Genomic DNA, 25,213 nt, shown 5'->3' on the forward strand with positions numbered 1-25,213 from the left:
CCCGGAGGCGCGACCCGTGCCGTTCGGTCAGAAGGCGCTGACCTCGGTGACCCACGTGTTCCACGAGGTCGTCTGGTCTTCGACGCCGTCGAAGACTCGGGTGACCGCGTTCTGGAGCGCGTCGTGGAACTGGAAGAACTGCGCACCCTTGTACGTCGCGACCGTCACGGCCTCGGCGCGCTTGACGCCGATCTCGCCGGTCGGTGCGTTGTTGAAGTACTCGTTGGTGAAGGCGGTGAGGCCCTCATCCTCGTAGGCGTCGGACTGGCTCGGGAAGGTGCCCGCGTTGACGAACGCCTTGACCTGCTGCTCGGGAGCGGTCAGCCAGTCGGCGAGCTTGAGCGCCTCGTCGACGTTCTTGCCGTTGGCCGGCACCGTGAGGTACGAGCCGCCCCAGTTGCCGCCGCCGCCGGGGAAGACGTCGGCGACGTCCCAGCCGGTGACCTCGGGAGCGTTGCCGGAGATGACACCGTGCATCCAGCCCGGGCAGAGCATCGCGGCGAACTCGCCGTTCGCCATCGAGGCGAACCAGTCGTCGCTCCACTGGCCCGCGTAGGCAGAGATCGGCACGGCGCGCTCGACGACCGTGTTGTAGGCGTCTTCGATGTCGGGGTTCTCGGTCGCGACAATGGTGCCGTCGGGCTCCTCGTAGGCGGTCTCGAGCTGGTTCACGAGGCCCTGGAGCACCGAGTTGGCCGAGTCGATGAACGGCTTGCCCGTCGCGGCCTTGTACTGGTCGGCCACGTTGAAGAAGTTGTCCCAGTCGCCCTCGAGGAGTGCTGCGACCTCTGCACGGTCGGTGGGCAGGCCGGCGGCTGCGAACAGGTCGGAGCGGTAGCACACGCCCTGCGGGCCGATGTCGGTCCCGAAGCCGACGAGGCGCCCGTCGCCGTCGGTCGCCGCGGCTTCCTTCCAGTCGAGCCAGCGGCCCTTCGCGTCGGCGGGCACCTCGGCGAGCAGGTCGGAGTACTGCATCGCCTCGGTGAACCAGTCGACCTCGACGGCCTCGATGTCGGCGAGCCCCTCCTTGCCGAGCTTCTGGAAGTAGTTGGCGCGTGCGTCGTTCGACGTGGCGGCCCGGTTGTGGACGATCGTGACGTTCGGGTTCTCGTCCATGTACTCCTGGAGGAGCTCGTCGGTGTAGCCGAAGTCGTTGAAGGTGGCGAGGCTGAGTTCGACCTTGCCCCCTTCTTCACCGGAGTCGGAACTCGGCGAACAACCGGTGGCGATGATGGCGATGGATGCGGCGCCTGCGATGGCGGCGATCGCCTTGGTGCGTCGTGAAATCTTCACGGTCACTCCCTTGTGTGCGTGGTGTCGGAATGGTCACGTGAGGACGCGCCGACCCACTGGTGAGAGCGCTCTCACGATGCAGACCCGATGCTAGTGAGCCGCCGATGACCGTGTCAAGAGAGCGCTCTCACAGCGGCGTTTCGTTACCGAGCCGTGATCGAGCCACGAGCTTCGGCGCACGCCGCAGCCGCCGCGCCCCCCGGCGCCGACGGCGCCGGGCGTACACTCGAACGGTGTCTGCAAGCGAGCGCCGAGAGCTGTCCGACCAGGTCCAGCGCCGTCGTCTCGTCATCGCCGCCTCGCTCAGCGTCGCGCTCATCGCCGGCAGCGTCGCGGTGGTCGGCGCGGTCGTGGGCGCCGAGGCGAGCGGCGGGGCGGCATCCTCGCCGGCCGGGGGCGAGGGCGCCGAGGGTGCAGCCGGCCCCGAGTCCGCGCGCCCGGCCCCTGACACCGCACCGCCGCCCGCGACGGTCGAGACCTTCGACCGCGCGGCGCACTCGATCGACGACCCGGCGAGCATCTGGGTCGTGGTCGACAAGCTGCGTCCCCTGAACCCGCAGGACTATGAGCCGGTCGACCTCGTCGACGTGCCCGTCGAGCACACCTGGGAGCCGCTGCTTCGGCAGGAGGCATCCGACGCCGTCGTCGCGATGTTTCAGGCCGCGCTCGACGAGGCCGGGCTCGAACTCGCGTCGAACAGCGCCTTCCGCTCCTACTCCGCGCAGGAGTCGATCTACGACGGCGACGACCTGTTGACGGCGCGACCGGGTTTCAGCGAGCACCAGACGGGCCTCGCGATCGACATCGGGGCAGCCTCGGGCGAGTGCTCGCTCGCCGCGTGCTTCGGCGACATCGCCGAGGGCGTCTGGCTGCGCGACAACGCCTGGCGATTCGGCTTCATCCTCCGCTACCCGGCCGACAAGACGCCCGTCACCGGCTACGAGTTCGAGCCGTGGCACTACCGCTACGTCGGCGTCGAGCTCGCGACCGAGATGCGGGAGACCGGCATCACCACGCTCGAGGAGTTCTTCGGCCTCCCTGCAGCACCCGAATACGGCTGAGCGGATGCCGCGCCGAGTCGTCTCCCCGTCGCGTCGCGGCCTCTCGCTCGGCGTGCTCATCGTCAACCAGCTGCTCGCGGGCGTGGGCGTGGCCTCGGGCATGGCGCTGGCCGCGATCCTCGTCGCCGACCTGACCGGCGTCGTCGCGATGGGCGGGCTCGCGCAGTCGTCGAGCGTGCTCGGGGCGGCGCTCGTCGCGATTCCGCTGGCGCGGCTCGCGGTGCGTTCCGGCCGCCACGTGGCACTCGCGGTGGGCTATGGGTTCGCGTTCCTCGGCGCAGTGCTCGTGATCGTCGCGGCCACGAGCGGATGGCCGGTGCTCGTCTTCCTCGGGCTGGCGGCGTTCGGAGCGGGCAACGCGGCGGGCCTCCAGTCGCGGTTCGCCGCGACCGAGATCGCCGCACCCGGATTCGCGGCGCGCTCGATGTCGCTCGTGCTGTGGGCGACGACGATCGGCTCGGTGGCAGGCCCGCTCCTCTCCGAGGTCGGCGATGAGCTCGGCCGCTCGCTCGGCATGCCGCCGCTCGTCGGCCCGTTCCTGTTCTCGGCGACGGCGTTCGCGGTCTCGTCGGTCCTCGTCGCGACACTGCTCCGCACCCCGGGCGCGGGCTACCTCGCGTCGGCGACCTCGGAGCAGCCCGCCGGCGCCGAAGACGAGTTCGCGCCCGACCACGTCGCCGACCCGTCTGGATCGGCCGCCGCACCGCCTCGCGTCGGCGCCTGGACCGCGCTGCGAACCGCCGCTCGCAAACCGGCGGCGCTCGTCGCGATCCTCGCGATCGTCTGCTCGCACACCGTGATGGTCGGCGTCATGGTCATGACGCCCGTGCACATGGTCCAGCACGGACTCTCGATCTCGCTCGTGGGCATCGTGATCAGCATCCACATCCTCGGCATGTTCGGCGCGAGCCCGCTCATGGGCTGGCTCGCCGACCGCATCGGCTCGTTCCGCGTCATCCTCATGGGCGCGAGCATCCTCATCACCGCCACCCTGATCGGCATCCTGGCCCCGGGCGACGACATGCTGCTGGTCACGCTCGCGCTCGGGCTGCTCGGACTCGGCTGGTCGGCCGGGATGATCGGCGGGTCGACGCTGCTCACGACCTCGGTCGACGAGCGGCTCCGCGTGCCGTTGCAGGGAGCGACGGATGCCGCGATGAACGTCGCGGCGGCGGCATCCGCTGCATTCTCGGGTCTCGTGCTCGGCACCGGTGGGTTCCCGGGCGTCAACCTGGTCGCGATCCTCGTGCTCTCGCCCCTCGCGGTGGCGGTGCTCCGCCTCGTCCGTCGTGCGCCGGCGCGCCACCGCCTGACGCCCCCTGAGTGCCCATCCCGCGCGGCCGCGCGGTGAGCGCGCTCTCACGGACTTCCCAGTCTTTGGGAAGGATCCTCACAAAATCGCATGATGGGCTGTCGTGTCCCCCCTTCTGCCGACACGGAATCCTTCGCTGTGCCCACACCCCCTGAATTGCCAGAACTCCCTGCCCTCCGCCGCTCGACGTTCCGCGCCCCCACGAGTGCATCGACGCAGCACGAGACACCGGCGCCGCCCGAGACCGCCGTCGCGCCGATCCCTCCGGCATCCGACGAGCGGCAGCCCCGGCACCGCGCCGACCACGCGCGCAATCGCCGCGCCACGGCCGGCATGTTCCGCCGTTCGGTCGCGCTCGGCTGCGCCACGGCGATCATGGGCGTGAGCGCGTTCGGTGCGGTCGCGGCATCCGCGACGGCCGGCTCGTCGGTCGCATCGCCGGCCGCACCCGCCGAGAGCACCACCGTGACGGCCGACACCATCACCCCGAGCATCGAGGCCCCGGTCGCGCACGACGTGGAGCCCGCCGTCACGGGTGAGCTCTCGGTCGCGTCGGCACCATTCACGGGTGGCACGCAGGTCACGGTCACCGGCAAGGACCTCGACGAAGTGGCCGGCGTCACCGTCGGCGGTACACCCGCCGCCATCGTCGCGGTCGACGAGCAGCAGGTCACCTTCGCGGTGCCCGCCGTCGCCGACACCGCGCTCGGCACGTCCGCCGAGGTGCGATTCGCGGATGCCGCCGGCCAAGCCGTCGACGTCGAGCAGCCGGCGTCGCCGGCCGCCGCGGGCACGCTGTTGCTGCATCCGCTCGAGCAGGAGCTCACCGTCGCGGCGGAGCCGCCGGTGCCGGCGACGCCTCGCACCCTCACGATGACGTACACGAGCGACCCCGCGATCGACGCGCAGCTCGACTACGTGCTCACCTACTGGAGCAGCTACAACTCCGGCCAGTACCCCGTGCTGCATGGCGTCGACTGCGCGAACTTCGCGAGCCAGTCCCTCATCGCCCGCGGCTGGGCGATGGACGCCGGTTGGTACGTCGGTGGCGCGGGCGGGGGGATGTCGCCGAGCTGGGCCAGCTCGACCGCACTGCGCGACTACCTCAACACGCGCACCGACGGTGCGACGCCCCTCGACGACTCGCAGCGCGCGCTCGTGAAGGTCGGCGACATCGCGCAGTTCGACTGGGACGGCTCAGGCGACCGCGACCACACGGCCGTCGTCACCCGGGTCGAGCGCACGGCCGCCGGCACGAAGGTCTGGGTCGGCGGGCACACGAAGGACGCCGACTTCTGGGATGTCGACACGGCGCTCGCGACCGGCGGCGGCACCGTCAGCTACTTCTCGCTGCGGTAACCAGCTCAGCCGGCTGCGGCACCGAGGGCGTCGCCGACGATGCGTTGCGCCTCGGCCTGCACCGCCCGGAGGTGCTCTGGTCCCTTGAACGACTCGGCGTAGATCTTGTAGACGTCTTCGGTGCCGCTCGGCCGCGCCGCGAACCAGGCATCGGCCGTCTGCACCTTCACGCCGCCGACGGCCGCGTCGTTGCCGGGGGCGTGCGAGAGCTTCGCGGTGATCGGCTCGCCCGCGAGCTCGGACGCCGTGATGGCGTCGCCGTCGAGCCTGCCGAGCGCGGCCTTCTGCGCGGGGGATGCCGCGGCATCCGTGCGCTCGTACGCCGGGTCGCCGAAGCGCTCGACGAGCTTGCGATAGAGCTCCGACGGTGACTCGCCAGTGACCGCGCGGATCTCGGAGGCGAGCAGGCACAGCAGGATCCCGTCTTTGTCGGTGGTCCACACGGTGCCGTCGAAACGCAGGAACGACGCGCCCGCGCTCTCTTCACCGCCGAAGCCGACCGAGCCGTCGAGCAGCCCGGGCACGAACCACTTGAAGCCGACCGGCACCTCCCAGAGGCGCCTCCCGAGCGAGGCTGCAACGCGGTCGATCATCGAGCTCGAGACGAGGGTCTTGCCGACCGCGGCATCGGCCCCCCACTTCGGCCGGTGGGCGAAGAGGTACTCGATCGCCACCGCCAGGTAGTGGTTGGGGTTCATGAGGCCGCCGTCGGGCGTGACGATGCCGTGCCGGTCGGCGTCGGCGTCGTTGCCGGTGACGATGTCGTAGTCGCCGGCGTGCTCGAGCACCGAGGCCATGGCGCTCGGCGAAGAGGGATCCATGCGGATCTTGCCGTCCCAGTCGAGCGTCATGAACGACCAGGTCGGGTCGACCCGCCCGTTGACCACCGTCAGGTCGAGGTCGTAGCGTTCGGCGATCGCGGCCCAGTAGTGCGCGGATGCCCCGCCGAGCGGGTCGGCGCCGATGCGGATGCCCGACTGGCGGATCGCGTCGAAGTCGATGATGTGGTGGAGGTCGTCGACGTAGTTGCCGCGGAAGTCGTACGTCTCGACGCCGCTCGGCTCCGCCTGCCGCACCTCGGCGAGGCCGCCCGCGATGAGCTCGTTGGCGCGGTCGGCGATCCACTTCGTGGCATCCGAGTCGGCGGGTCCGCCGTGCGGCGGGTTGTACTTGAAGCCGCCGTCTTGCGGCGGGTTGTGCGACGGGGTGATCACGATGCCGTCGGCCTCGCCCTCGGCGCGCCTGGCCGGGTCGTTGTTCCACTTCAGGATCGCGTGCGAGAGCGCGGGCGTCGGCACGTAGTCGTCGAACTCGTCGGTGAGCACGCGCACCCGGTTGGCGACGAGCACGTCGAGGGCGGTCGTCTGTGCCGGGGCGCTCAGCGCGTGCGTGTCGGCGCCGATGAACAGGGGGCCGGTGATGCCCTGCGCGGTGCGGTAGTCGACGATCGCCTGGGTCGTCGCGAGGATGTGGTGCTCGTTGAAGCTCGTCGTGAGCGAGGAGCCGCGATGGCCCGAGGTGCCGAACGCGACGCGCTGCTCGGGCACGGAGGCGTCGGGTCTGCGCTCGTAGTAGGCCCGGACGAGGGCCTCCACGTCGATGAGGTCGGATTCGGTCGCCGGGGTTCCCGCTCGCTCATGCATCCCACCAGTCTGCCGCGCCCTCGCTTCGTGCGACACCCCCACGGCGGTCGGAGGGCGCGCGGCCTGAGGGTCACCGGGTCTAGAGGAGGGTCTGCATGGCGGTCGCGATCGTGAAGATCGCGAGCCCGGCGAGCGCGCCCACGACGGTGCCGTTGATGCGGATGAACTGCAGGTCGCGCCCGACCTGCAGCTCGAGCTTCTCGGTGGTCTCGCGGGGGTCCCAGCGCTCGACGGTCTCGGTGATGACCCCGGCGATCTCGTGGCGGTAGTTGCGCACGACGTAGGCCGCGGCATCCGTCACCCACTCGTCGACCTTCGCGGCGAGGTCCTCGTCGGCGACCAGTCGCGCGCCCACCTCGACCACGGCCGCCCGGAGACCCGCGCGCAGCTCGCTCGACGGATCGGCGAGCGCGATCTCGAGCGTCTCCTTGATGCTGGCCCAGGCCTCGCCGGCGAACTCCCGCACGCGAGGGCTCGCGAGCAGCTCGGCCTTGAGCGTCTCGACGCGCTCGATCATCGCCGGGTCGTGCTGCAGCGCCTCGGCGAGCTCGGCGAGGTACTGGTCGATCGCGAGGCGCAGCGGATGCTCGGGGTCGAGGCGCACCGCTTGCGCGAACGCGAGCACCTCGCGAGCGGCGCGGTCGTCGACGAACCGGTCGACGAAGCCGGGCACCCACCGCGGCAGCCGCTCGGAGACCATGTTGCCGAACGCCTCGGGGTGCGCCGCGAGCCACTCCTCGGCCTTCTCGAGCACGACGTCGACGGCGGCGCGCTGCTGGTCGGCGGCGACGAGGCGCGCTCCGAGCCGTCCGATGGCCGGGCCCCACTCGGGCTCGAAGAGGTGGCGACGCGCGAGCCGCTCGATGACGTCCTCCACGTCGTCGTCGCCGAGCAGGGTGAGGATGCCGCGGGCCGCGACGGATGCCTCGGCCGTGAGGCGGTCGGCGTGCCCGGGCGTCGCGAGCCAGCCGCCGAGCCGGCGTGCGATGCCGATCGACCGGAGCTTGCCGAGCACGACGTCGTCGGAGAGGAACTCGTGCTCGACGAATGCCCCGAGCGTCGCCCCGATCTCGTTCTTGCGCGTCGGGATGATCGCCGTGTGCGGGATCGGGATCCCGAGCGGATGCCGGAACAGCGCGGTCACCGCGAACCAGTCGGCGATCGCTCCGACCATCGCGCCCTCGGCGGCGGCGCGCACGTACGCGAGCCACGGCACCTGCTCCTGCAGGGCGAACGACACCGCGAACACGACCGCGGCGACGACGAGCAGCCCGGCCGCGACGCGCTTCATCCTGCGGAGCGCGACGAGCCGCTCGGCATCGGTCGGCACGGCGCCCCACCCGGTCGTCGATGTCCCGCGCTGCTCGTCGATCGTGGTCATGAGTCGCTCCTCACGCTCCGCCCGTTGCGCCCGGTGTCGACGCTAGCCGCTCGCCCTGAGTGCGGTGGCTAGGCTGGCCTGCATGACGGATGCCGCGCCCACACCCCCCGAGGAGACCTACTCCTACCTGGGTCCGGCCGGCACCTTCACCGAGGCCGCGCTGAAGCAGGTGCCCGAGGCATCCGGCAAGCACTGGCGCTCGGTGAACAACGTCGGCGAGGCGCTGGCGGATGTCACGACCGGGCGTTCGATCGCCGCGATGATCGCGATCGAGAACTCCATCGAGGGCGGGGTGAGTGCCACTCAAGACGCGCTCGCCACGGTGCCGGGCCTGCGCATCATCGGCGAGTACCTCGTTCCGGTGAACTTCGTGCTCGTCGCCCGGCGCGGCACGGCGCTCGCCGACGTGCAGGTCGTGAACGCGCATCCGGTCGCCTATGCGCAGTCGCGCGGCTGGCTCGAGCGCGAGCTCCCCGACCACGGCCACCTCCCGGCCACGAGCAACGTGCAGGCCGCGTCCTCCCTCTTCGACGCCGACAGCAACGCGGATGCCGCCGTCGCGCCGCCCGGCATCACCGACCACCTCGACGTGGAGGTGCTCGCCCGCGACATCGGCGACAACCCCAACGCCGTCACCCGCTTCGTGCTCGTGAGCCGCTCGCGCGTGCTGCCGCCGCCGACCGGCGCCGACAAGACGAGCCTCATCGTCGAGCTGCCCGACGACGAGCCCGGCTCGCTCCTCGCGATGCTCGAGCAGTTCTCGACGCGGGGCGTGAACCTCTCGCTCCTCGAGTCACGGCCGATCGGCGACTCCCTCGGCCGCTACCGCTTCGTCGTCGACCTCGACGGGCACATCGGCGACGAACGCGTCGCCGACGCCCTCCTCGGCCTGCGGCGCACGAGCCCGAACGTGATCTTCCTCGGCTCGTACCCGCGGGCCGACAAGCGTGAGATCGAGTACCACTCCAAGTACGATGACGGCATCTTCATCGAGGCCCGTGATTGGCTGCGCGGCCTCTTGAGCGGCGAGCCCGACTGACCCGGCGCGCCCGAGCCGAGGAGCAGGCGTGAGCGATTCGAGCACCAAGGGCGTCGATCCCAGATTCGATCCGCGATTCCAGCGGGGATACACGGGTGCCGACGAGGCGAACACCCCGGTGGGGCCTCCGAGCCCGTACCCGCCACGGGTGCCGGGCGCGGAGCAGACGAGGCCCGCGGCCGGAGATGCCACCGCTCGGCTGCTCGAGGCGATGCAGCGCACGGCGCCACCGAGGCCCATCGTCCCGCCCGCAAGCGCAGCGCCGCCGGGCGCAGACGACGACACGAGTGCGACCGCCCTGGCCGACCTCCGAAGGCTCGCGCCGGAACCGCAACCGCAACCGGAACCCGCATCCGGGTCCGGCGATCAGCACGCACGCCCTTGGTTCATCGCCGGATGGGTGCTCTCGGCCGCCCTCCTCGCGATCGGCACGTGGTGGGCATGGGCGGCAAACTCCGACCCCACCTACTACATGGGCGTTGGCGGCATCGACATGGCGTTCCGGCAGTTGGGCTGGAGCCTCGGCGCACCACTATTGCAGGCCGGCGCCCTCGGCGTCGTGCTCGTCACGTCCTTCGCTGCCGCGCGCCAGCTCGACCAGTCCGGTGCGCTGCGGCGAACGGCCGGCGACAACCCGATCGCCCGGGGCCCGGAGTTCTGGCGAACGCCCGGCGTCGTCGCTCTCGTCGCCATCGTCGCGGTCTTGGCCGTCGTCGTGATCTGGCTCGTCCGGCAGGTCACCGAAGGCTCCGTCTTCGGGTTCGGCCCCGAACCGAGCGACGAGGAGATCACGCGAATGGCGCTCTCGCAGTTCGCGTCGACGGCCATCGGCCCGCTCGCGTTCGCCGCCTTCGGCGCCGTGTTCGGCATCATCCTGCTCGGTGCGCGTCACGCGCGACACCTCGCAAACGCCGGCGACGCCGGCGACGTCAGCGAGCCACGCGCACGATGAGCGCCGCGGGGTCGACGCTGAAGCGCGCCGAGGTCACGGATCCGAACCCGTCTCCGTCGATCTCGAACTCCTCGGGGTCGCCCTCGATGTCGAGCTGCACGACGCGGCCGCGGGAGTAGACGATCTCGCGGCGCCGGTTGCCACCCGTCAGGTCGACGAACTGCCGGCCGAGCGCGGTCTTGCGGAGCACGCGGTTCTCCCACGCCACCCGGCGCCAGATGAACAGCCATCCGAGCGCGTTGCTGGGTTGCAGCACGACGACGTCGAGCTTTCCGTCGTCGATCTCGGCATCGGGGATCAGCTCGAGGTTGCCGGGCAGGTAGCCGAGGTTCGCCACGAGGATGCTCGAGACCCGCGAGCGATGGTGACGCCCCGCGTCGAGCCGGTGGTCGACGCGGAACGGCTTCGACACCGGTATCGCCCGGAGCCCGGCGTCGACGTAGGCGAGCCAGCCGAGCCGCTTCTTCAGCTCTGGGTTCGTGTTCGAGATCATCGCCGCGTCGATGCCGATGCCGGCCATCACGAGCGAGACGTGCGACTCGGTGCGCCCGCCGGGCCTCGTGACGTCGGCGACGATGACGTCGACCGCCCGGTCGTAGCCGGAGAAGGCGAGCACGATCGCATCGCGCTGGTCGTTCACGGGAATGCCGAGATTGCGTGCGAAGAGGTTGCCGGTGCCGAGCGGCACGAGTCCGAGCGGCACCCCGGTGCCCCGAAGTGCCGCAGCGACCGAGCGCACGGTGCCATCGCCGCCGGCCGCGATGACGAGGTCGACGCCGGCCTCGACCGCGTCGCGCGCCATGCCCTTGCCCGGGTCGTCGGCGGCGGTCTCGATCCAGAGCGAGGGGGCGAACTGCTGGCGGGCCTCGGCCTGCGCCACGACCGTGCGCAACTCGGCGTAGCCCTGCTTGGTGGGGTTGAAGATCACGGCTGCGCGCGGACGCCGGCTCGCGGCATCCGTCGCTCCCAGCCCCTGAACCTCCGCCACGCAGCCCACGGTATTGCATGCACCCTGCGATCGGCCCGGGAGCGGGACACTCACCGCCCGAGGGCGACGGATGCCCCGGCTAGACTTGCTCGCGTGATCGACCCCGTGCTGCTCCGCGAGAACCCAGACCTGATCAAGCGTTCACAAGAGCTTCGAGGCGAGTCCGTGGCGTTCGTCGATGAGGCCGTCGAGGCCGATGCCGCCCGCCGCAACGCGATCACGGTGTTCGAGGCGTTGCGCGCCGAGCAGAACGTCTTCGGCAAGCAGGTCGCCCAGGCGCCGAAGGAGGCGAAGGCGGCCCTCGTCGCCGAGGCGCAGCAGCTCGCCGGCCGGGTGAAGGCGGCGAGCCAGGCCGTCGGCGATGCCGAGTCCGAGTTCACGCGCGCCGTGCAGCGGCTCGGCAACATCGTGCTCGACGGCGTGCCTGCCGGTGGCGAAGACGACTACGTGGTGATTCGCGAGGTCGGCGAGATCCCCGCGTTCGGGTTCGAGCCGCGCGACCATCTCGAGATCGGCGAGCTCCTCGACGCCATCGACATGCAGCGCGGGGCGAAGGTGTCGGGCGCCCGCTTCTCGTACCTCAAGGGCGTCGGCGCGCGGCTCGAGCTCGCCATCATGAACATGGGCCTCGACCGGGCGCTCGCCGCCGGGTTCACGCCGCTGATCACGCCCACGCTCGTGCGCCCCGAGATCATGCAGGGCACCGGCTTCCTCGGCGCTCACGCCGAAGACATCTACTACCTGCCCGACGACGAGCTCTACCTCACCGGCACGAGCGAGGTCGCCCTCGCCGGCTACCACGCCGACGAGATCCTCGACCTCTCGAACGGCCCGATCCGCTATGCCGGCTGGTCGACGTGCTACCGCCGCGAGGCCGGGAGCCACGGAAAGGACACCCGGGGAATCATCCGCGTGCACCAGTTCAACAAGCTCGAGATGTTCAGCTACGTCGACCCGGCCGATGCCGCGGCCGAGCACGAGCGGCTCCTCGGGTGGCAGGAGGGCATGCTCCAAGACCTGGGCCTCTCCTACCGTGTCATCGACACCGCAGCGGGCGACCTCGGGTCGAGTGCCGCGCGCAAGTACGACGTCGAGGCCTGGGTGCCCACGCAAGAGGCCTATCGCGAGCTCACCTCCACCTCGAACTGCACGACGTTCCAGGCGCGCCGCCTCGACATCCGCCACCGCACCGAGAGCGGCAAGACGACGCCCGTCGCGACGCTGAACGGCACCCTCGCCACCACCCGCTGGATCGTCGCCATCCTCGAGACCCACCAGCAGGCCGACGGCTCGGTCGTCGTGCCCCAGGCGCTTCGCGGGTACCTCGGCGGCCTCGAGGTGCTCGAGCCCGTGATGCGATAGGCCGGCGGATGTCGCAGCCCGTGTTCGATGAGCGCAGCGCGCCGTCCGGGGCATCCGGTGCGTTCGAACCGTGGTTCGTGGCCCTCGACATCGACGGCACGATCATGCACGAAGACGAGTCGATCGACCCGGTCGTGGCCGACGCCGTGGCATCGGCTCGCGACCGGGGTCACGTCGTGACCCTCGCGACCGGCCGCTCGTGGGCGACGACCGCGCCCGTGCTCGAACGGCTCGGCCTCGAGCCCGAGTACGTCGTCTGCGCGAACGGCGCCATCACGATGCGCCGCGACGACAGCTCCGAGGGCGGCTACGTGCGCGAGCACGTCGAGACGTTCGACCCGACCCCGGTGCTCGAACGCATCCGCTCGTTCCTGCCGGCCGGCAAGTTCATGGTCGAGCTGCCCGACGGCTTCCGCCTCTACACGACCGGCATGACTGAGTGGAACCTCGACAACGCGCGAGAGGTCGTCTTCGAGGAGCTGCTCGACCATCGCGCGACCCGCGTCGTGGTCACCTCGCTCGAGCACGGCCTCGACGAGTTCTTCGAGATCGTCGAGCGCATGGGCCTGCACCACGTGAGCTACGCCATCGGCTGGACCGCGTGGCTCGACATCGCGCCCGACGGAGTCAACAAGGCCACCGCACTCGAACGCGTTCGCGGCTGGCTCGACCTGCCGAGCGACCGGGTGCTCGCCGTCGGCGACGGCCGCAACGACCTCGAGATGTTCGCCTGGGCTGGTGCGGCCGGCCGCTCCATCGCCATGGGGCAGGCGCCCGACGAGGTGCGCGCTGCAGCGCTCGAGGTCGGCGCGTCGATCGACGAGGCCGGGCTCGCCGGCGTGCTCGACTCGCTGCCCTGACATCTCGGCGAATTCGCGGAGACCGTCGGTAGGATCGGCGCAGCGAGGGGATGCGGTGACGGGGCACATGGGCAACGACATGACGGTCGACACGACCTCTGCTCCGCGGCACGGGCGGATGCCGCGGCACGGCGCCCTGCGCTCGTACCTGAAGCTCGCGGCATCCGTCATCGCGGTGCTCGCCGTGAGCGCCGCCGGCGTGGCCGCCTACGCTGCATTCGACCTCGTCGGCTCGCTGGACTCCTCGCTCGAGCTCGAGAACGAGGAGATGCTCGACGCCGTGCCCGACATCGGGGCGATGGAGGGCGGCCTGACGTTCCTGCTGGTCGGCAGCGACAAGCGGCCCGAGAGCGGCGCGTTCGGCGATCCGGAAGAGGAGTCGGGCGAGCTCAACGACGTCACGATGCTGCTGCACATCTCGCAGGACCACTCGCACGTCGAGGTCGTGAGCTTCCCGCGAGACATGCTCGTGCCGGTCCCCGAATGCCCCGACCCCGAAGACCCCGAGGGCGAGCCCCTCTCGGCCATGTCGGAGGTGAAGCTCAACTCGGTGCTCTCCCACGGCGGGTTCGGCTGCGTGGCCTCCACGATCAAGCAACTGACGGGCGTCATGATCCCCACGGGCGGCATCGTGCAGTTCGATGGCGTCGCGGCGCTCGCGACCGCGGTCGGGGGCGTCGAGGTCTGCCTCGCCGAGCCCATCGTCGACGACTACGCCGGCCTGCATCTCGACGCGGGCACCCACAGCATCTCGGGCTACGACGCCCTCGCCTTCCTCCGGTCTCGGCATGGTGTGGGAAACGGCAGCGACCTCGGGCGCATCTCGAACCAGCAGATCTTCCTCGCCTCGCTCATGCGGACGGTGCAGGCCGACGGCACGCTCGAGGACCCGGTGAAGCTGTACTCGATCGCGAAGGCCGTCACCTCCAACATGCAGCTGACGTCGGCGCTGCAGGATCCGGCGAGGCTCATCTCGATCGCGAAGGCATTGCAGGACGTGGACCTGTCGAAGGTCGCGTTCATCCAGTACCCGACGGCATACACCGAGGACTTCTCGGCAGTGGTGCCCGTGGAATCGGCTGAGCTCGTCAATGCGGCGCTCCAGGCCGACCTGCCCGTCCAGCTCGATCCCGCCGCGAGCGACAACGCCGAGCTCGGCACCGTCGCCGATCCCGCCGCGCCGCCCCCCGCCGATGGGGCGCCGTCGGAGTCGACCGAGACGGCCGCGCCCACGACCCCTGTCGAGTCGCTTCCCCCGGATGTCCCGGGGCAGCGGGGTGACGAGGTCAGGTGTTCGACGGCGAACGACGGCTGATCCGCGGCTCGGCACGGAGCATCCGCTTCAGGACCCTCTCAGGGTGGCCTGCGAGGCTCGTTCGAATGCGTTTCGGCTAGAATCGGGCCTGCCTGCACGATCCGCGGTTCTCCGCGGCATCGCACGGGCGAGGAGGGCTGTCCGAGCGGCCGATGGAGCTGGTCTTGAAAACCAGTGGGCAGCAATGCCTCGTGGGTTCGAATCCCACGCCCTCCGCACGAACCGACGACACGAGAGGACCCCGGTGAACGAAGAGTTGCGTCACAGCTCGCGTCGCGCAGCGAAGAGCCCCTCCGTGGCCCGCCACGGTCGACTGAAGCGTCACAGCGGCTGGAAGACCGCGGCGAAGATCACGGCATCCGTGGCAGCCGTGACCCTGGTCTCCGGCTCGGCGGTCGCCGCCTACGCAGCGTGGGATCTCGCAAAGACGGCGCAGCCGACCATCACGCTGGGAAACGAAGACGTGCTCGAGGGCGTGCCCGACGTCGGCGCGATGGAGGGCGGCGTCAACCTGCTCATCATCGGCAGCGACAGCCGTGAAGGCCAGGGTGAGGCCTTCGGCGACCCCGACGAAGAGACGGCCGTGCTCAACGATGTGACGATGCTCATGCACATCTCCGAAGACCACACGAACGCCTCGGTCGTGAGCTTTCCCCGCGACATGCTCGTCGACGTGCCCGAGTGCACCGATCCCGAAGACCCGGCCGGTGACCCGCTCTACGAGCAAGACGATGTGAAGATCAATTCGGTGCTCTCCTACGGCGGCATGCCGTGCGTCGTGAAGACGGTCGAGCAGCTCACCGGGGTCACGATTCCGTTCGCGGGCATCGTGCAGTTCATGGGCGTCGCGGGGCTGTCCGAGGCCGTCGGCGGCGTCGACGTCTGCGTCGCCGAACCGATCGAAGACGAGTACACGGGCACCTTCCTCGAGCCCGGCACGCATACGTTGTCGGGCGTCGCGGCCCTGCAGTTCCTTCGCACGCGCCACGGCGTCGGCGACGGCAGCGACCTTGCACGCATCTCGAACCAGCAGGTCTTCCTCTCCTCGCTCGCTCGCACGCTGCAGTCGAGCGGCACGCTCGGCGACCCGGTGAAGCTCTACTCGATCGCCAAGGCGGCGCTCGCGAACATGCAGCTGTCCGACAGCCTCATGGACCCGACGCGCATGATCTCGATCGCCAAGGCCCTCAAAGACACCGACCTCAACAAGATCGCCTTCGTGCAGTATCCGACCGCCTACGTCGAGGGCGGTGGTGCCGTCGCGCCGACCGACTCGGCCGAGCTCGTGAACGTCGCCCTGCAGAGCGACCTCCCGGTCGGCTTCGACCCGGCGGCGCTCGAGTCCGACTTCGCGTCCGCGGGCGATCCCGCCGCGGTCGCAGCACCTCCGGCCGAGGCACCGGCCGAGGCGCCGGCCGAAGAAGTGCCGGCTGAAGAAGCGCCTGTCGATCCTGCGGAACCCGCCCCGCCGGCTCCCACCACCGAGGTGCTGCCGAGCGACGTCACCGGTCAGACCGCGGCCGAGACGCGGTGCTCATCCGGCCGCACGCTCGACGACCAGTAGCAGCGCCGGGCCGAATCGTCATCCGCGGCATACGCGGGTTATGATGGCTTTCGCGTGTGCGCGCCAGCGTTCACGAGGAGACGTCGCATAGTCCGGCCGAGTGCACCACCCTGCTAAGGTGGAGTCCCCGTAAGGGGACCGCGGGTTCAAATCCCGCCGTCTCCGCCAGTGTTTGCAAGGCATGTAGCCCCACAGGTTGACACGGAATACAGAACCGTTGACACAGGGGCTACGCTGAGCGGCATGGCGAGCATTCGAAAGCGCACCCAGAAGACGGGCGCGGTCTCGTTCGCGGTCCTCTGGCGCGACCAGGACACCGGCAAACAGACGAGCATGACGTTCCCCACGGACGCCGAGGCCGCCACGCTGAAGCGGCTCCTCGACGCGAACGGACAGTCGTTCTCCCTCGCTGAGAAGGTGCTCGCACAGGCCGCCTCGAAAGCGCCGACCGTCGCCGACATGCTCGACCATCACCTGTCGATGCTGACCAAGGCCAGCGAGGGGACCATCGCCGGGTACCGCTCCATCATCGAGAACCACCTGCTCGAGCCTCTCGGTGCGCTCCCTCTCGACGTCGTCGGCGAGGAGCACATCGCGGGCTGGGTGAAGCGCGAGGTGAAGGCCGGTGCGGCGCGCAAGTCGATCGCGAACGCCATGGGGCTGCTGTCGTCGGCGTTCAAGCGGGCGGTACGGAAGGGCTGGTGCACGGAGAACCCGTGCGAGCTCGTGCCGCTGCCGAACGAGAAGCGGGCCGGCCGCCGGGCGACCTTCCTCACGCGAGACGAATACGAGCTGCTCCTCGCCGCGATGCCCGAGCGGCACCAGCTGCTCGTGAAGGTGCTCGTCGGCACCGGGATGCGGTTCTCCGAGGCGACCGCGCTCACATGGTCGGACCTGCACCTGAACGCGAAGGTGCCGATCATCCAGGTCGACAAGGCGTGGAAGAGCGACGAGCGCCGGCACTTCTATCTCGGGTCGCTGAAGACCGAGGAGAGCGACCGGGACGTGTCCATCACCCGCGCTCTCGCCGACGACCTCGCCGCTGCGGAGCGCCCGCATGACCTCGTGTTCCCGAACACGCACGGCGGGCAGTTGACGAACACGACGTTCCACCAGCACGGGTGGCAGGCGGCCGTCACCGAGGCGAAGGCGAGCGGGCTGAGGAAGACGCCCCGCCCGCACGACCTGCGGCACTCGCACGCCTCATGGCTACTGCAGGAGGGCCTACCCCTCTTCGTGGTGTCCCGTCGTCTCGGGCACCGCTCGATCGCGACGACGACGAAGCTCTACGGGCACATCATGCCCGAAGCGCACCGCGATGCAGCTGCCGCAATGGAGCGGGCGCTCGGGGAAGCCGCCGCCTAGATCCACCCCTGAACCGGGGGTGTCTGCGCCTCTGTTGGCAGCGCTATGGTCGCGAACATGAAGAGGCTCCTCCCCGTTGTGCTGTTGGTCCTCGCGTCGAGTGGCTGCGCGGCGGCGCCTGAGGCGATTCCGGCCGAGGTGTACCACGAGCTCGCGGGCGAGTACTTCACCGAGTCGTCGACTGAAAACCTTGACAGGTACGCGGAGGAGATCTGCACTGTCATGGAGGGCGGCGATATGGAGACGTCATGGCTGTACGGCGTGAAGTACCTCACTGACGCGGGCATGGATGCCGGGGAAGCGGGGAAGTACCTCGTCTATGCGGCGTCGTACTCGTGCCCTGAGATGCTCGAGCGGTTCCCTGAGGGCTGACGGGTGTCGGCGGCGAGCGGCTAGGCTCTGGTGCCAGCCGCGCCAGGCGGCGAGCTTCCGAGAGAGGACCGTGGATGCTGGCTGGATTCACCGGATGGCATGTGCTGATCATCCTGTTCATGGTTCTCGTGCTCGCAGGGTTGGTGGCGGTCGTCATCATCATCGTGCGCGGCGCGGCAAAGTCGGGCGCGGCTGCCATTGAGCCTTCGGCCGCGCCGGCCAGCCCGGATCGACGGCTTGACGAACTCGAGCGCCTCGTCGCCGCTGGGAAGGTCACTGCGGCCGAGTACGCCGAGAAGCGAGCCGAGATCCTCGGGCTGCTCTGATCTTGGACGACGACCTGATCGCCACCGAGCCGGACTGCCCGAACTGTGGCACCCGTTGCGTCGTGATTCGTGGGCACTACGCCTGCCGGACATGCAAGGTCGCCGTTCTGGAAGTGTCAGCGGCGGGCTCGTAGAATCGTCGTGCGCGGGCCGGCGCGCTCCCCGAGAGGAGCAGCATGGCCCGTGATGACCGCCCGCGGTGGCATCCGTTCTTCGCCGCTGAGGAGCGCACACCGGGGACATGGACGCTCGTTGACTCGACCGGCCGCGACTACGGCATGGTTCGCATCGTCCGCATCGGTGATCAGGTCGGCTACGTCGGCGAGTTGCGCGGCGAACCCGTCGGTCGGTACTTGACCTTCCGTGCCGCGCTCGAGGCGGTGCACGCTGTGTTCATCCGCGCGCACGCACCGGGAGGGTTCGCGCCAAGCCCGTGGCCGAGCACGCAGAAGAGCGCCCCGCCCACCATCCGAGGATGATGCGCGGGGCGCCCGATGTGCGTGCTTACGCCAGCGCGGCGGCCACGATCTGTGCGAACCGCGCGTTCTCGACCTGAATTGCGAGAGCAACCATGTTCTGCACCTCCGTCCAAGCGGCACCCGAGACAACCCGGGCCGGGCCGTACGCCTGCTCCCACAGGGCTCCCTGGCCGCCGTCGTTCAGCTGACCTGACTGGAAGAACGTGCGACCGACGAGGCCATAACGGAACCCGCCACCATCCTGAAGCTTGATTACCTGCATTTTGTCCGACTCTCCTTCAATCAGCGGGGGTTCCGTGATCACAACATCTGAATATTCCGGGTACGCGTACAGCACCAGGCTCGACCAAGGGCGTGAATAGCTGGTCACTGTTGTCTGTGTATACGGCAATGTGCCGGGGGTGTTGCCCTCGATGGTTTGCGCGACGCCGCCATTGACGGACTCCACAATGCCGATGTGGTAGATGTCGTACCGCGTTCCGTCATACGAGTAGAAGATCAACGCCCCCGCGCGAGGGGTTGTTCCGACTCGACCTCGAGCAGCGTAGTAGTCGTAGACAGCGGTCGATGATGCCGACTTGGCGCCATTCTGGTCCCGAATCAGCCAGCTTGCGAACATCGCGCACCAGTTCGTAGAAAGCCCGGCAAAGTAGTCCTGCCATGGGCTACCGGCCAATCGCTCACCGAGATGCGCGCGTGCCTCGGCCACTACCTGTGACACGGTCCGCATAGTCGCCGCGTGAGCGGGCGTTGCTTGGAGCGGCGACGAAAGCGCTATCGCTCCGAAGCCGGCAAGTGCGAGCGCTGTGCGCCTGTTCAGAACCAGACCCCTCAGTGCGCCTGAGGGGTCTGGGGGTGGGTCTGGTAATTGATTCACCACTATCCAATCGTCTTTGACAAGGAGACCAATCCTAGAGTCGTGTGCGGCAACTGATCGGCCGCGTCAGGTTCGCCTGTGGACAATTCCCTCCAAGAGCCACATGCCGCCTGGCGGGGCTGGCACCAAACCGATATACCCCCGGAGCACGAGAAAGAGCCCGCCCACCATCCGAGGATGATGAGCGGGCGCGGGCGCGGGCGCGGAACGGTCAGGCGCGGTGCTTCGGTTCGAGGTCGCTGAGCGGGATCTCGAGGGATGCGCCGCCGTCGTCGGGTGGCGGGTTCAACACCGAGACGAGCGCGGCCAACGCAGTGAGTCCGAGCGACAGTCCGGTGAGGAGGTTCGTGGATACCCTCTCGTCGAAGAACCCGAGCGCGGCGGCCGCGGGTGCCACAGCTGCAGCGAGGCTGTAGATCACGCCGCGGCCGACGGTCGTGAACCATGTTCCGGCGGCCGCGGGCGACAGGTTCAGCAGCGACAGGAGCCCAGCGAAGCCCTGCAGGGCCGCCGCGGTGATCACGAGGACGTGCTGCACCTGGTCGCCGGTGATGATGCCGAGGGTCACGAGGACGGGGGCGGCCGCGACGACGAATCCTTGGATGGCGCGGCGCCGAGCGAGCGTGAACCACACGCGAACGCGGTTGATGAGGCGGGTCATGGTGATGCTCCTTATCTGGGTAGACCGTCGGGCCATTCGGGCGGCGGCGGCGGGAGTTCGTCGTAGATGTGCGCGCGCAACGTGTGCGCGTAGTCGCGGTAGCCGTCGACGAGCATCCCGAGGCGTTCCATGCGGACGTCCTGAGCGGTCATCCGCTCGTCCTGCGCGGTCGACCGTGCAGTCTGCGCGTCACGGTGGATCTTGAGCTCCTCTTGGAGCTGATCGATCAGGGCTTGTGCGTCGGTCTTGTCGGATACCGCGGCGACCGCTGCTGCCTGGGTCGTTGCGGCTGCCGCTGTGGCGGCGGCCTGGGTGGCGGCGGCGGCCTTCGTGGTCTTCGCCACGATGAGGTAGCCCACGACTCCGCCGAGGACGACGAGCGCCGTCCCGGCGAGCCCAAGAAGCGGGCCCACCCACTCCGGACTCATCCGCGGGCACTCTCTGAAATGGTCGGGTAGGGGGCCATGGTGAGGGTCCTCTCAGGGGTAGCACCTATTGCCTTTGTCGGCGGGCGGCGGTTAACTGCGGACATGAGCAAGCTGGGGGACGCACTACAGAACGGCAAGATCGTCGGCTGGACCGTCATCGGCGCGATCGTCGTCACCGGCGGCGGCTTGGGCGCTGTCGCCCTCACAAGCGCGAACGCCTCACCGGCTGCCGTGGTCGTTGTCGAGACCGCCGAGCCGATCGACTACACGACGCTCCCTGCTTCGTACGGGGTCGCCGCCGAGCAGGAAGCGGATGCCGCTGCGGCAGTTGCGGCCGAGCAGGCACGCATCGCGGAAGCCGCCGCCGCTGAGGCTGCCCGCATCGCGGCCGAACAGGCTGCAGCCGCCGAAGCCCAGCGTGTCGCCGACGAGCAGGCCGCCGCACAGGTGGCGGACGAGGCTGACCCTGAAGACCCCGGCACACCCGACCCGGGCCCGAGCGGCCTGCCTTCAGGCGCCGTGCCACCGAACGTGGCAGGTACCGACCAGCCCGACTCGACCGCGTGTGCTTCGAGCACCCTCACGTGGGATGGCACCCAGTCGGTCTGCGCCTAGATCCCGGCGGCTTCGAGTCGTAGTTCGATGCTCTGCGCCCAGCTGAGCAGTATGAGGCAGATCCGCTCGTACTTCACTCCGAACGGGATCGACTCCACCTCTCCCTGGAATGGGACGGGCACCCGCGCGCCCTTCTCGGTGTAGCGGACCTCGTAGTCGACGAGCCAGTGGTAGCCGAGCTCGAACAACTCCTCCGCGATCAGGCCCAACTCCTGCTCAGCCTCGTCGCCGAGGTTCTCGACGGCGGCGATGTAGCGGAACGTGACGACGCGGAGGTAGGAGACGATCGACGGGTCGAACTTCCACTCCTCGATGTCTTGCTTGAACTGCCGCGACGAGGGGACGTAGCCCTGGTTGCCATCGATGTGGATGTACTGGTTCTTGTAGCCGCCGCCGTAGGTCAGGAGGCGGTTGTAGACGTCGACGGAGTTGATCCCGCCGGGGAAGGTGGCGTGGTTGCCGCTGACTTCGCCAGTTGCGGACACTGCGCCCGCGACGACGGTACCGCCGACAGTCATGCTGCCCGCGATGCTCGCCGCACCAGTGGACACGAGACCGCCGCCCTGGACGTTCGCGGGGGTGCTGATCGTGTCGCCTGCAGCGATCGTCGTCGCCGCAGTAAGCGAATTCGCGGAGAATGCGCCGCCGGGGAGATCGATGGTGCCGGGTGCTTCGACCCTGATGGACCCGCCGTCTTTCACGACGAGACCGCCGGCACCGATGGTCGTCTTCTCGGCGGAGCGCGCGGCGGCCTGCTCCTGGCCGGCGCGCTCGAGGTCGCGGGCGCGGCGGACTTGATCGTCTTCAGCAGGGGGGAGAGCTGGCAGTGCCATGTTCGCTTCGCTCCTAGGTGAGGTCGCCGCCGGCGAGGATCGGTGTGATGATCGCTGTGCCCTGTGGCTTTAGTTCCCAGCCGACGGCACGAGCGGTGCCGGAGATGCCGTTTGGGAATGCGGGGGCTGTGATCTGGTAGCCGATGTCGTCGCCGATGAACCAGTCGACGTCGAGCTGCGGCGCCTTGTCGGCGATGGCTGAGAGCTCGAGCGTGACCGTGCCGTCCTTCAACGTCGCTGCCTTTCCCTCGGCGTGGGCGTTGAGGGTGTCGATCTCCTTGATCGAAGTTGAGGGTGTGAACCTGTGCTCGAATGTGGGGCGCAGCAGGTCCGGTGTGACGACGAGTCCCGATTCGGGGCGTTCGTCACCTTGGCCCGACGATGTTGCCATCACAGCGTTGGCTCCCTTACCGTTCGCGTACGACCGGTACCGCTGGAACTCACGGACCGGGCCGGGCATCTCGAACACTGCTGCTGCGGACAGGCCGGTGGTCACGGCCGTGCCGATGCGGTCGCCGACGTAGAGCACAGGTGTGATGCGCTCCGGGTTCGCCTGCCACTCACCTCCGACGGTCCATTCCGGGCCATCGATGACGCCCATGAGGTCTCGCAGCACTGAGTAGATCGTCTTGTCGTCCTTGTTCTTCCAGTCGGTGCGTGTGCGGAGCTTCCCATCACCGCCGTTGACGATCTGTACCCGGATAGGCAGGCCACCGTTGGGCCCGACGGCGATGTGGTTCTCGACCAGATCCTTCACGATGAGGTTCTGGCCCACGTTCACGTACTCGTCGTCGCCGACAAAGCGCTGGTCGAAGTACCACTCGATGCTCTGCATCGCGAACTTCAGCGAGTCGGCGTGCGTGCGGGGGTCGTCGATCAGCATGCCGCCCCACGCGGGGATGCCATGTGCGGGGTCGTCGGGGTTATCGCGGAGGAGCCAGAAGACGGTCGCACCGGGCGTCATAATCCGGTCCCAGTCCTCTGGCGCGCCGATGAGCGGAAGAGTCCCCGAGGCTGGCTCGTACCTGCCGAGGGACTTCTTCGTGCTCGGCACGTCGAACCTCGGGAGGTCCGCCAGGATGCGGCCCGTCTTGGCCTCCGTCGCGACCCAAGAGAAGGCAGGCGCACGAGTCATCTGCTTCTCCTTCGAAGGGCTGTGATGCCGCAGGCGTGGGCTGGGAGTGGACGATGCAGTGGTCAGGCCTGCGACAGAAGGTTGTCGCGCTCACGGACGCTGATGCTGATGGACGCCGCACCCCGGTCGGCCAGTTCGGCCACCGTTCGCACGTCGGTGAGGGCCGTCAGACGGCCGCCGCTGAGCGTGTAGATAGTGCCGTTGCCCTCGGGCACGTACACGATCAGCGGAAGCGCCTGCGACTTGGCGAGAGCGGCCCGGATGCGGTGATGCATCACCTTTGGGACGCCCACGACCGGGGCGCCAGTGGTCTGCCCGACCTCTTCCGGGGTTGCGAACGGGATCACGTGGCCGTCGACGACGAGATCCTGCCCGCCGGCACTGCTGAGAATGAAAGGCATGTCGTCCTCCAGACGATCGATGTTGGGTGTTCCGTCGGCGCCGGCTGGCGTCGACCCGCCCGCGCCCGCCGGCGTTGAGCCGAAGAAGTTCCACGGGTTGTACCGGTTGGTTGAGCCCCATTCGTCGCGGTACCAAGCGCCGATGCGGTGCCAGTGCACGTGCGGCTGGCCCGGCGCGCCTGAGTCGCCCGAGAAGCCGACGAGCTCGCCCTTCTTGGTGTCGCCGACGCTGCCGTCGCCGAACCGCGAGAAGTGCATGAACTCGTCGACCCAGCCGTCACCGAAGGCCATCCGCAGCGTGTTGCCGCCCGACCCGTTGTTGGGGATGCGGGTGACGAAGCAGTCGTCCGGGGCGTAGATCGGCGTCCCGATCGGGGCGACACAGTCGACACCGCCGAGGCTCGCAGGTCGTCTGGAGCGATGGCTCGCCCATGAGGCGGCCGGGTCGCGGTTGTCCGCGGCGATGACCCTGAACCCGTTCACGTTGCTGTACATGCGTGGTCCCGCCTTTCGGATTAGCTCGTGGACGCGGCTTGATATCGGAACGACCCCGACACCGTGTCGCCAGTGGTGAACGGGATGAGGGTGTTCGCCATCGGCACGAGCGTGGTTACTCCCGAGCCCGACGTGGCGTAGAACTTCGCCACTGTGGACGACGACTCGGCGACGATGACGCCTGGCACGGTGCCAGGTGCGCCGGCCGACGAATCGGCCGCAATCACGACACCCAGCGCGAAGTACTTCGCGACGCCCGCGTACTTCGCAATCCCCGCGAACGGGAAACTGATGCCGAACGCGCCGGCGGCCGACGTTGTGGTGCCCCAACCGATCGAGAACTCCACGTCGACGCAGTCGCCGTCGCGGCGGTACCTCGCATCGATGGTGCCGTTGCCGATCGTGATGCCCTGCAGCGTCGGCGTGAACGACACCCACCCGTTCGACCGAGACCGCCAACCAACGGCGTCCCGAAGTTCCGTCGCATCGGTGTCGAGACGTTGCACTTCGTCACCCTGCGACCACGTGCTCGTGAGGTCGCGTTGCGCCGCATCCTTCACACGCACGGTCGCGCCGGCGGCGGCCATGTACGGTGCCACCCACGTGACAGCGGGGGCGCCGCCGCCGGATATGGGCACGTTCAGGTGTGCGATCACGAACGACCGGGCCGGTGTGGTCGGCGGGATGCCTGACCCTGCCGTGCCGGCGAGGTACTTCCGGGTCGCGGCGGGCACGCTTGAACCGTCAGCCTCCGCGGGGTCGTCGATCTGCACGTAGATGATGTCGATGCGGGTGAGTGACGCGTGCGCTGCGGTGACAGCACCTGTCGCGACGGCGTCGAACGCGAACTGATACGGTCCGGCCTCGACGGCGGTGTGAAGATCCGCGGCCCCCGCGAACGGCTGCACCGTCCACAGCGAGGATGTCGCAGTGACCGTCGTCGGGGAGGTGCCAGGTCGCACACCGGTGCGCGCGCCGAGAGGTCGCGCGGATGTGGCGCCGGCGAACGCTGGAGCACCCGTCTGCCGCAGCTTCCGCCCGGTGTACGACGGCGCGCCCGTGACAGCGTTGACCGGCCAAATGTTGTCGACCATGAG

Annotated in this window: 25 protein-coding genes and 2 tRNA genes; 16 read left to right on the top strand and 11 right to left on the bottom strand. The window is 69.2% G+C overall.

The genetic code is table 11. The features are described from left to right. Positions 1 to 27: 27 nt before the first annotated feature. Positions 28 to 1,287, bottom strand: coding sequence for an ABC transporter substrate-binding protein (locus tag QFZ26_RS09840; RefSeq protein WP_373460756.1), 1,260 nt, complete (start codon positions 1,285 to 1,287; stop codon positions 28 to 30). A gap of 239 nt (positions 1,288 to 1,526) precedes the next feature. On the opposite strand from QFZ26_RS09840, the gene QFZ26_RS09845 reads away from it, so the two are divergent. The 3 genes from QFZ26_RS09845 to QFZ26_RS09855 all read left to right on the top strand — a co-directional run bounded on the left by QFZ26_RS09845 (position 1,527) and on the right by QFZ26_RS09855 (position 5,025). Continuing rightward, positions 1,527 to 2,354: a M15 family metallopeptidase gene (locus QFZ26_RS09845; RefSeq protein WP_307041611.1), complete on the top strand. Its 828-nt coding sequence runs from the start codon at positions 1,527 to 1,529 to the stop codon at positions 2,352 to 2,354. Positions 2,355 to 2,358: 4 nt separating this feature from the next. Beyond that, a complete protein-coding gene (locus tag QFZ26_RS09850; protein ID WP_307041612.1) occupies positions 2,359 to 3,705 on the top strand; it encodes an MFS transporter in 1,347 nt (448 codons plus the stop codon). 117 nt (positions 3,706 to 3,822) lie between these two features. Beyond that, positions 3,823 to 5,025 (top strand): amidase domain-containing protein, encoded by a 1,203-nt coding sequence (locus tag QFZ26_RS09855; protein ID WP_307041614.1) that lies wholly within the window; start codon positions 3,823 to 3,825, stop codon positions 5,023 to 5,025. Positions 5,026 to 5,030: 5 nt separating this feature from the next. On the opposite strand, the gene pgm is transcribed toward QFZ26_RS09855, so the two are convergent. Together pgm and QFZ26_RS09865 are read right to left on the bottom strand one after the other, a co-directional pair. Beyond that, complete coding sequence (pgm, locus tag QFZ26_RS09860; RefSeq protein ID WP_307041616.1) at positions 5,031 to 6,668, bottom strand: phosphoglucomutase (alpha-D-glucose-1,6-bisphosphate-dependent); 1,638 nt, start codon at positions 6,666 to 6,668, stop codon at positions 5,031 to 5,033. Positions 6,669 to 6,747: 79 nt separating this feature from the next. Next, entirely contained in the window at positions 6,748 to 8,049 is a 1,302-nt protein-coding gene (locus tag QFZ26_RS09865; RefSeq protein ID WP_307041618.1) for a DUF445 domain-containing protein, read from the bottom strand. Between the two features lie 82 nt (positions 8,050 to 8,131). On the opposite strand from QFZ26_RS09865, the gene pheA reads away from it, so the two are divergent. Both pheA and QFZ26_RS09875 read left to right on the top strand, forming a co-directional pair. Further along, positions 8,132 to 9,088: a prephenate dehydratase gene (gene pheA / locus QFZ26_RS09870; protein WP_307041619.1), complete on the top strand. Its 957-nt coding sequence runs from the start codon at positions 8,132 to 8,134 to the stop codon at positions 9,086 to 9,088. 28 nt (positions 9,089 to 9,116) lie between these two features. Then, entirely contained in the window at positions 9,117 to 10,040 is a 924-nt protein-coding gene (locus QFZ26_RS09875; protein WP_307041621.1) for a hypothetical protein, read from the top strand. Here the strand turns inward: QFZ26_RS09875 and QFZ26_RS09880 are convergent. Continuing rightward, the gene (locus QFZ26_RS09880; RefSeq protein WP_307041623.1) at positions 10,018 to 11,028 is read right to left on the bottom strand and encodes a diacylglycerol/lipid kinase family protein; all 1,011 of its coding nucleotides are present in this window, start codon (positions 11,026 to 11,028) and stop codon (positions 10,018 to 10,020) included. The genes QFZ26_RS09875 and QFZ26_RS09880 overlap by 23 nt on opposite strands. 93 nt (positions 11,029 to 11,121) lie before the next feature. Between QFZ26_RS09880 and serS the strand changes: the two genes are divergently transcribed. The 10 genes from serS to QFZ26_RS09930 all read left to right on the top strand — a co-directional run bounded on the left by serS (position 11,122) and on the right by QFZ26_RS09930 (position 18,671). After that, positions 11,122 to 12,390: a serine--tRNA ligase gene (gene serS, locus QFZ26_RS09885; RefSeq protein WP_307041626.1), complete on the top strand. Its 1,269-nt coding sequence runs from the start codon at positions 11,122 to 11,124 to the stop codon at positions 12,388 to 12,390. 8 nt (positions 12,391 to 12,398) lie between these two features. Further along, positions 12,399 to 13,250 carry an HAD family hydrolase gene (locus tag QFZ26_RS09890; protein ID WP_307041628.1) on the top strand — a complete coding sequence of 284 codons (852 nt, stop codon included), beginning with the start codon at positions 12,399 to 12,401 and terminating at the stop codon, positions 13,248 to 13,250. Positions 13,251 to 13,305: 55 nt separating this feature from the next. Next, entirely contained in the window at positions 13,306 to 14,565 is a 1,260-nt protein-coding gene (locus QFZ26_RS09895; RefSeq protein WP_307041629.1) for an LCP family protein, read from the top strand. Positions 14,566 to 14,696: 131 nt separating this feature from the next. Next, positions 14,697 to 14,781: transfer RNA gene (locus QFZ26_RS09900), tRNA-Ser, on the top strand. A gap of 79 nt (positions 14,782 to 14,860) precedes the next feature. Continuing rightward, complete coding sequence (locus QFZ26_RS09905) at positions 14,861 to 16,129, top strand: LCP family protein (protein ID WP_307041632.1); 1,269 nt, start codon at positions 14,861 to 14,863, stop codon at positions 16,127 to 16,129. Positions 16,130 to 16,205: 76 nt separating this feature from the next. Next, positions 16,206 to 16,297 (top strand) — tRNA-Ser (locus tag QFZ26_RS09910). A gap of 75 nt (positions 16,298 to 16,372) precedes the next feature. Then, complete coding sequence (locus QFZ26_RS09915) at positions 16,373 to 17,494, top strand: tyrosine-type recombinase/integrase (protein WP_307041634.1); 1,122 nt, start codon at positions 16,373 to 16,375, stop codon at positions 17,492 to 17,494. 57 nt (positions 17,495 to 17,551) lie between these two features. Further along, a complete protein-coding gene (locus QFZ26_RS09920; RefSeq protein ID WP_307041635.1) occupies positions 17,552 to 17,866 on the top strand; it encodes a hypothetical protein in 315 nt (104 codons plus the stop codon). A 74-nt stretch (positions 17,867 to 17,940) separates the two neighbouring features. After that, positions 17,941 to 18,192 carry a hypothetical protein gene (locus QFZ26_RS09925; RefSeq protein WP_307041637.1) on the top strand — a complete coding sequence of 84 codons (252 nt, stop codon included), beginning with the start codon at positions 17,941 to 17,943 and terminating at the stop codon, positions 18,190 to 18,192. A 176-nt stretch (positions 18,193 to 18,368) separates the two neighbouring features. Beyond that, positions 18,369 to 18,671, top strand: coding sequence for a hypothetical protein (locus QFZ26_RS09930; RefSeq protein ID WP_307041639.1), 303 nt, complete (start codon positions 18,369 to 18,371; stop codon positions 18,669 to 18,671). 25 nt (positions 18,672 to 18,696) lie between these two features. Here the strand turns inward: QFZ26_RS09930 and QFZ26_RS09935 are convergent, their stop codons facing one another. The 3 genes from QFZ26_RS09935 to QFZ26_RS09945 form a co-directional block, all read right to left on the bottom strand. After that, positions 18,697 to 19,392 carry a CHAP domain-containing protein gene (locus QFZ26_RS09935; RefSeq protein WP_307041641.1) on the bottom strand — a complete coding sequence of 232 codons (696 nt, stop codon included), beginning with the start codon at positions 19,390 to 19,392 and terminating at the stop codon, positions 18,697 to 18,699. A 367-nt stretch (positions 19,393 to 19,759) separates the two neighbouring features. Continuing rightward, positions 19,760 to 20,209 carry a hypothetical protein gene (locus QFZ26_RS09940; protein ID WP_307041643.1) on the bottom strand — a complete coding sequence of 150 codons (450 nt, stop codon included), beginning with the start codon at positions 20,207 to 20,209 and terminating at the stop codon, positions 19,760 to 19,762. A gap of 11 nt (positions 20,210 to 20,220) precedes the next feature. Then, positions 20,221 to 20,637 (bottom strand): hypothetical protein, encoded by a 417-nt coding sequence (locus QFZ26_RS09945; RefSeq protein WP_307041644.1) that lies wholly within the window; start codon positions 20,635 to 20,637, stop codon positions 20,221 to 20,223. Positions 20,638 to 20,739: 102 nt separating this feature from the next. Here QFZ26_RS09945 and QFZ26_RS09950 point away from each other — a divergent pair, with 102 nt between their 5' ends. Next, entirely contained in the window at positions 20,740 to 21,252 is a 513-nt protein-coding gene (locus QFZ26_RS09950) for a hypothetical protein (RefSeq protein ID WP_307041646.1), read from the top strand. Here the strand turns inward: QFZ26_RS09950 and QFZ26_RS09955 are convergent. From QFZ26_RS09955 to QFZ26_RS09970, 4 genes are all read right to left on the bottom strand, one after another. Continuing rightward, positions 21,249 to 22,085: a tail fiber domain-containing protein gene (locus QFZ26_RS09955; RefSeq protein ID WP_307041648.1), complete on the bottom strand. Its 837-nt coding sequence runs from the start codon at positions 22,083 to 22,085 to the stop codon at positions 21,249 to 21,251. The genes QFZ26_RS09950 and QFZ26_RS09955 overlap by 4 nt on opposite strands. A 13-nt stretch (positions 22,086 to 22,098) precedes the next feature. Beyond that, positions 22,099 to 23,220 carry a hypothetical protein gene (locus tag QFZ26_RS09960; RefSeq protein ID WP_307041649.1) on the bottom strand — a complete coding sequence of 374 codons (1,122 nt, stop codon included), beginning with the start codon at positions 23,218 to 23,220 and terminating at the stop codon, positions 22,099 to 22,101. A 62-nt stretch (positions 23,221 to 23,282) separates the two neighbouring features. Continuing rightward, a complete protein-coding gene (locus QFZ26_RS09965; RefSeq protein WP_307041651.1) occupies positions 23,283 to 24,116 on the bottom strand; it encodes a M23 family metallopeptidase in 834 nt (277 codons plus the stop codon). Positions 24,117 to 24,136: 20 nt separating this feature from the next. Then, positions 24,137 to 25,210 carry a hypothetical protein gene (locus tag QFZ26_RS09970; RefSeq protein ID WP_307041653.1) on the bottom strand — a complete coding sequence of 358 codons (1,074 nt, stop codon included), beginning with the start codon at positions 25,208 to 25,210 and terminating at the stop codon, positions 24,137 to 24,139. Positions 25,211 to 25,213 lie beyond the last annotated feature (3 nt).

Origin of the sequence: Agromyces ramosus, assembly GCF_030817175.1 — a bacterium.
GTDB lineage: Bacteria > Actinomycetota > Actinomycetes > Actinomycetales > Microbacteriaceae > Agromyces > Agromyces ramosus_A.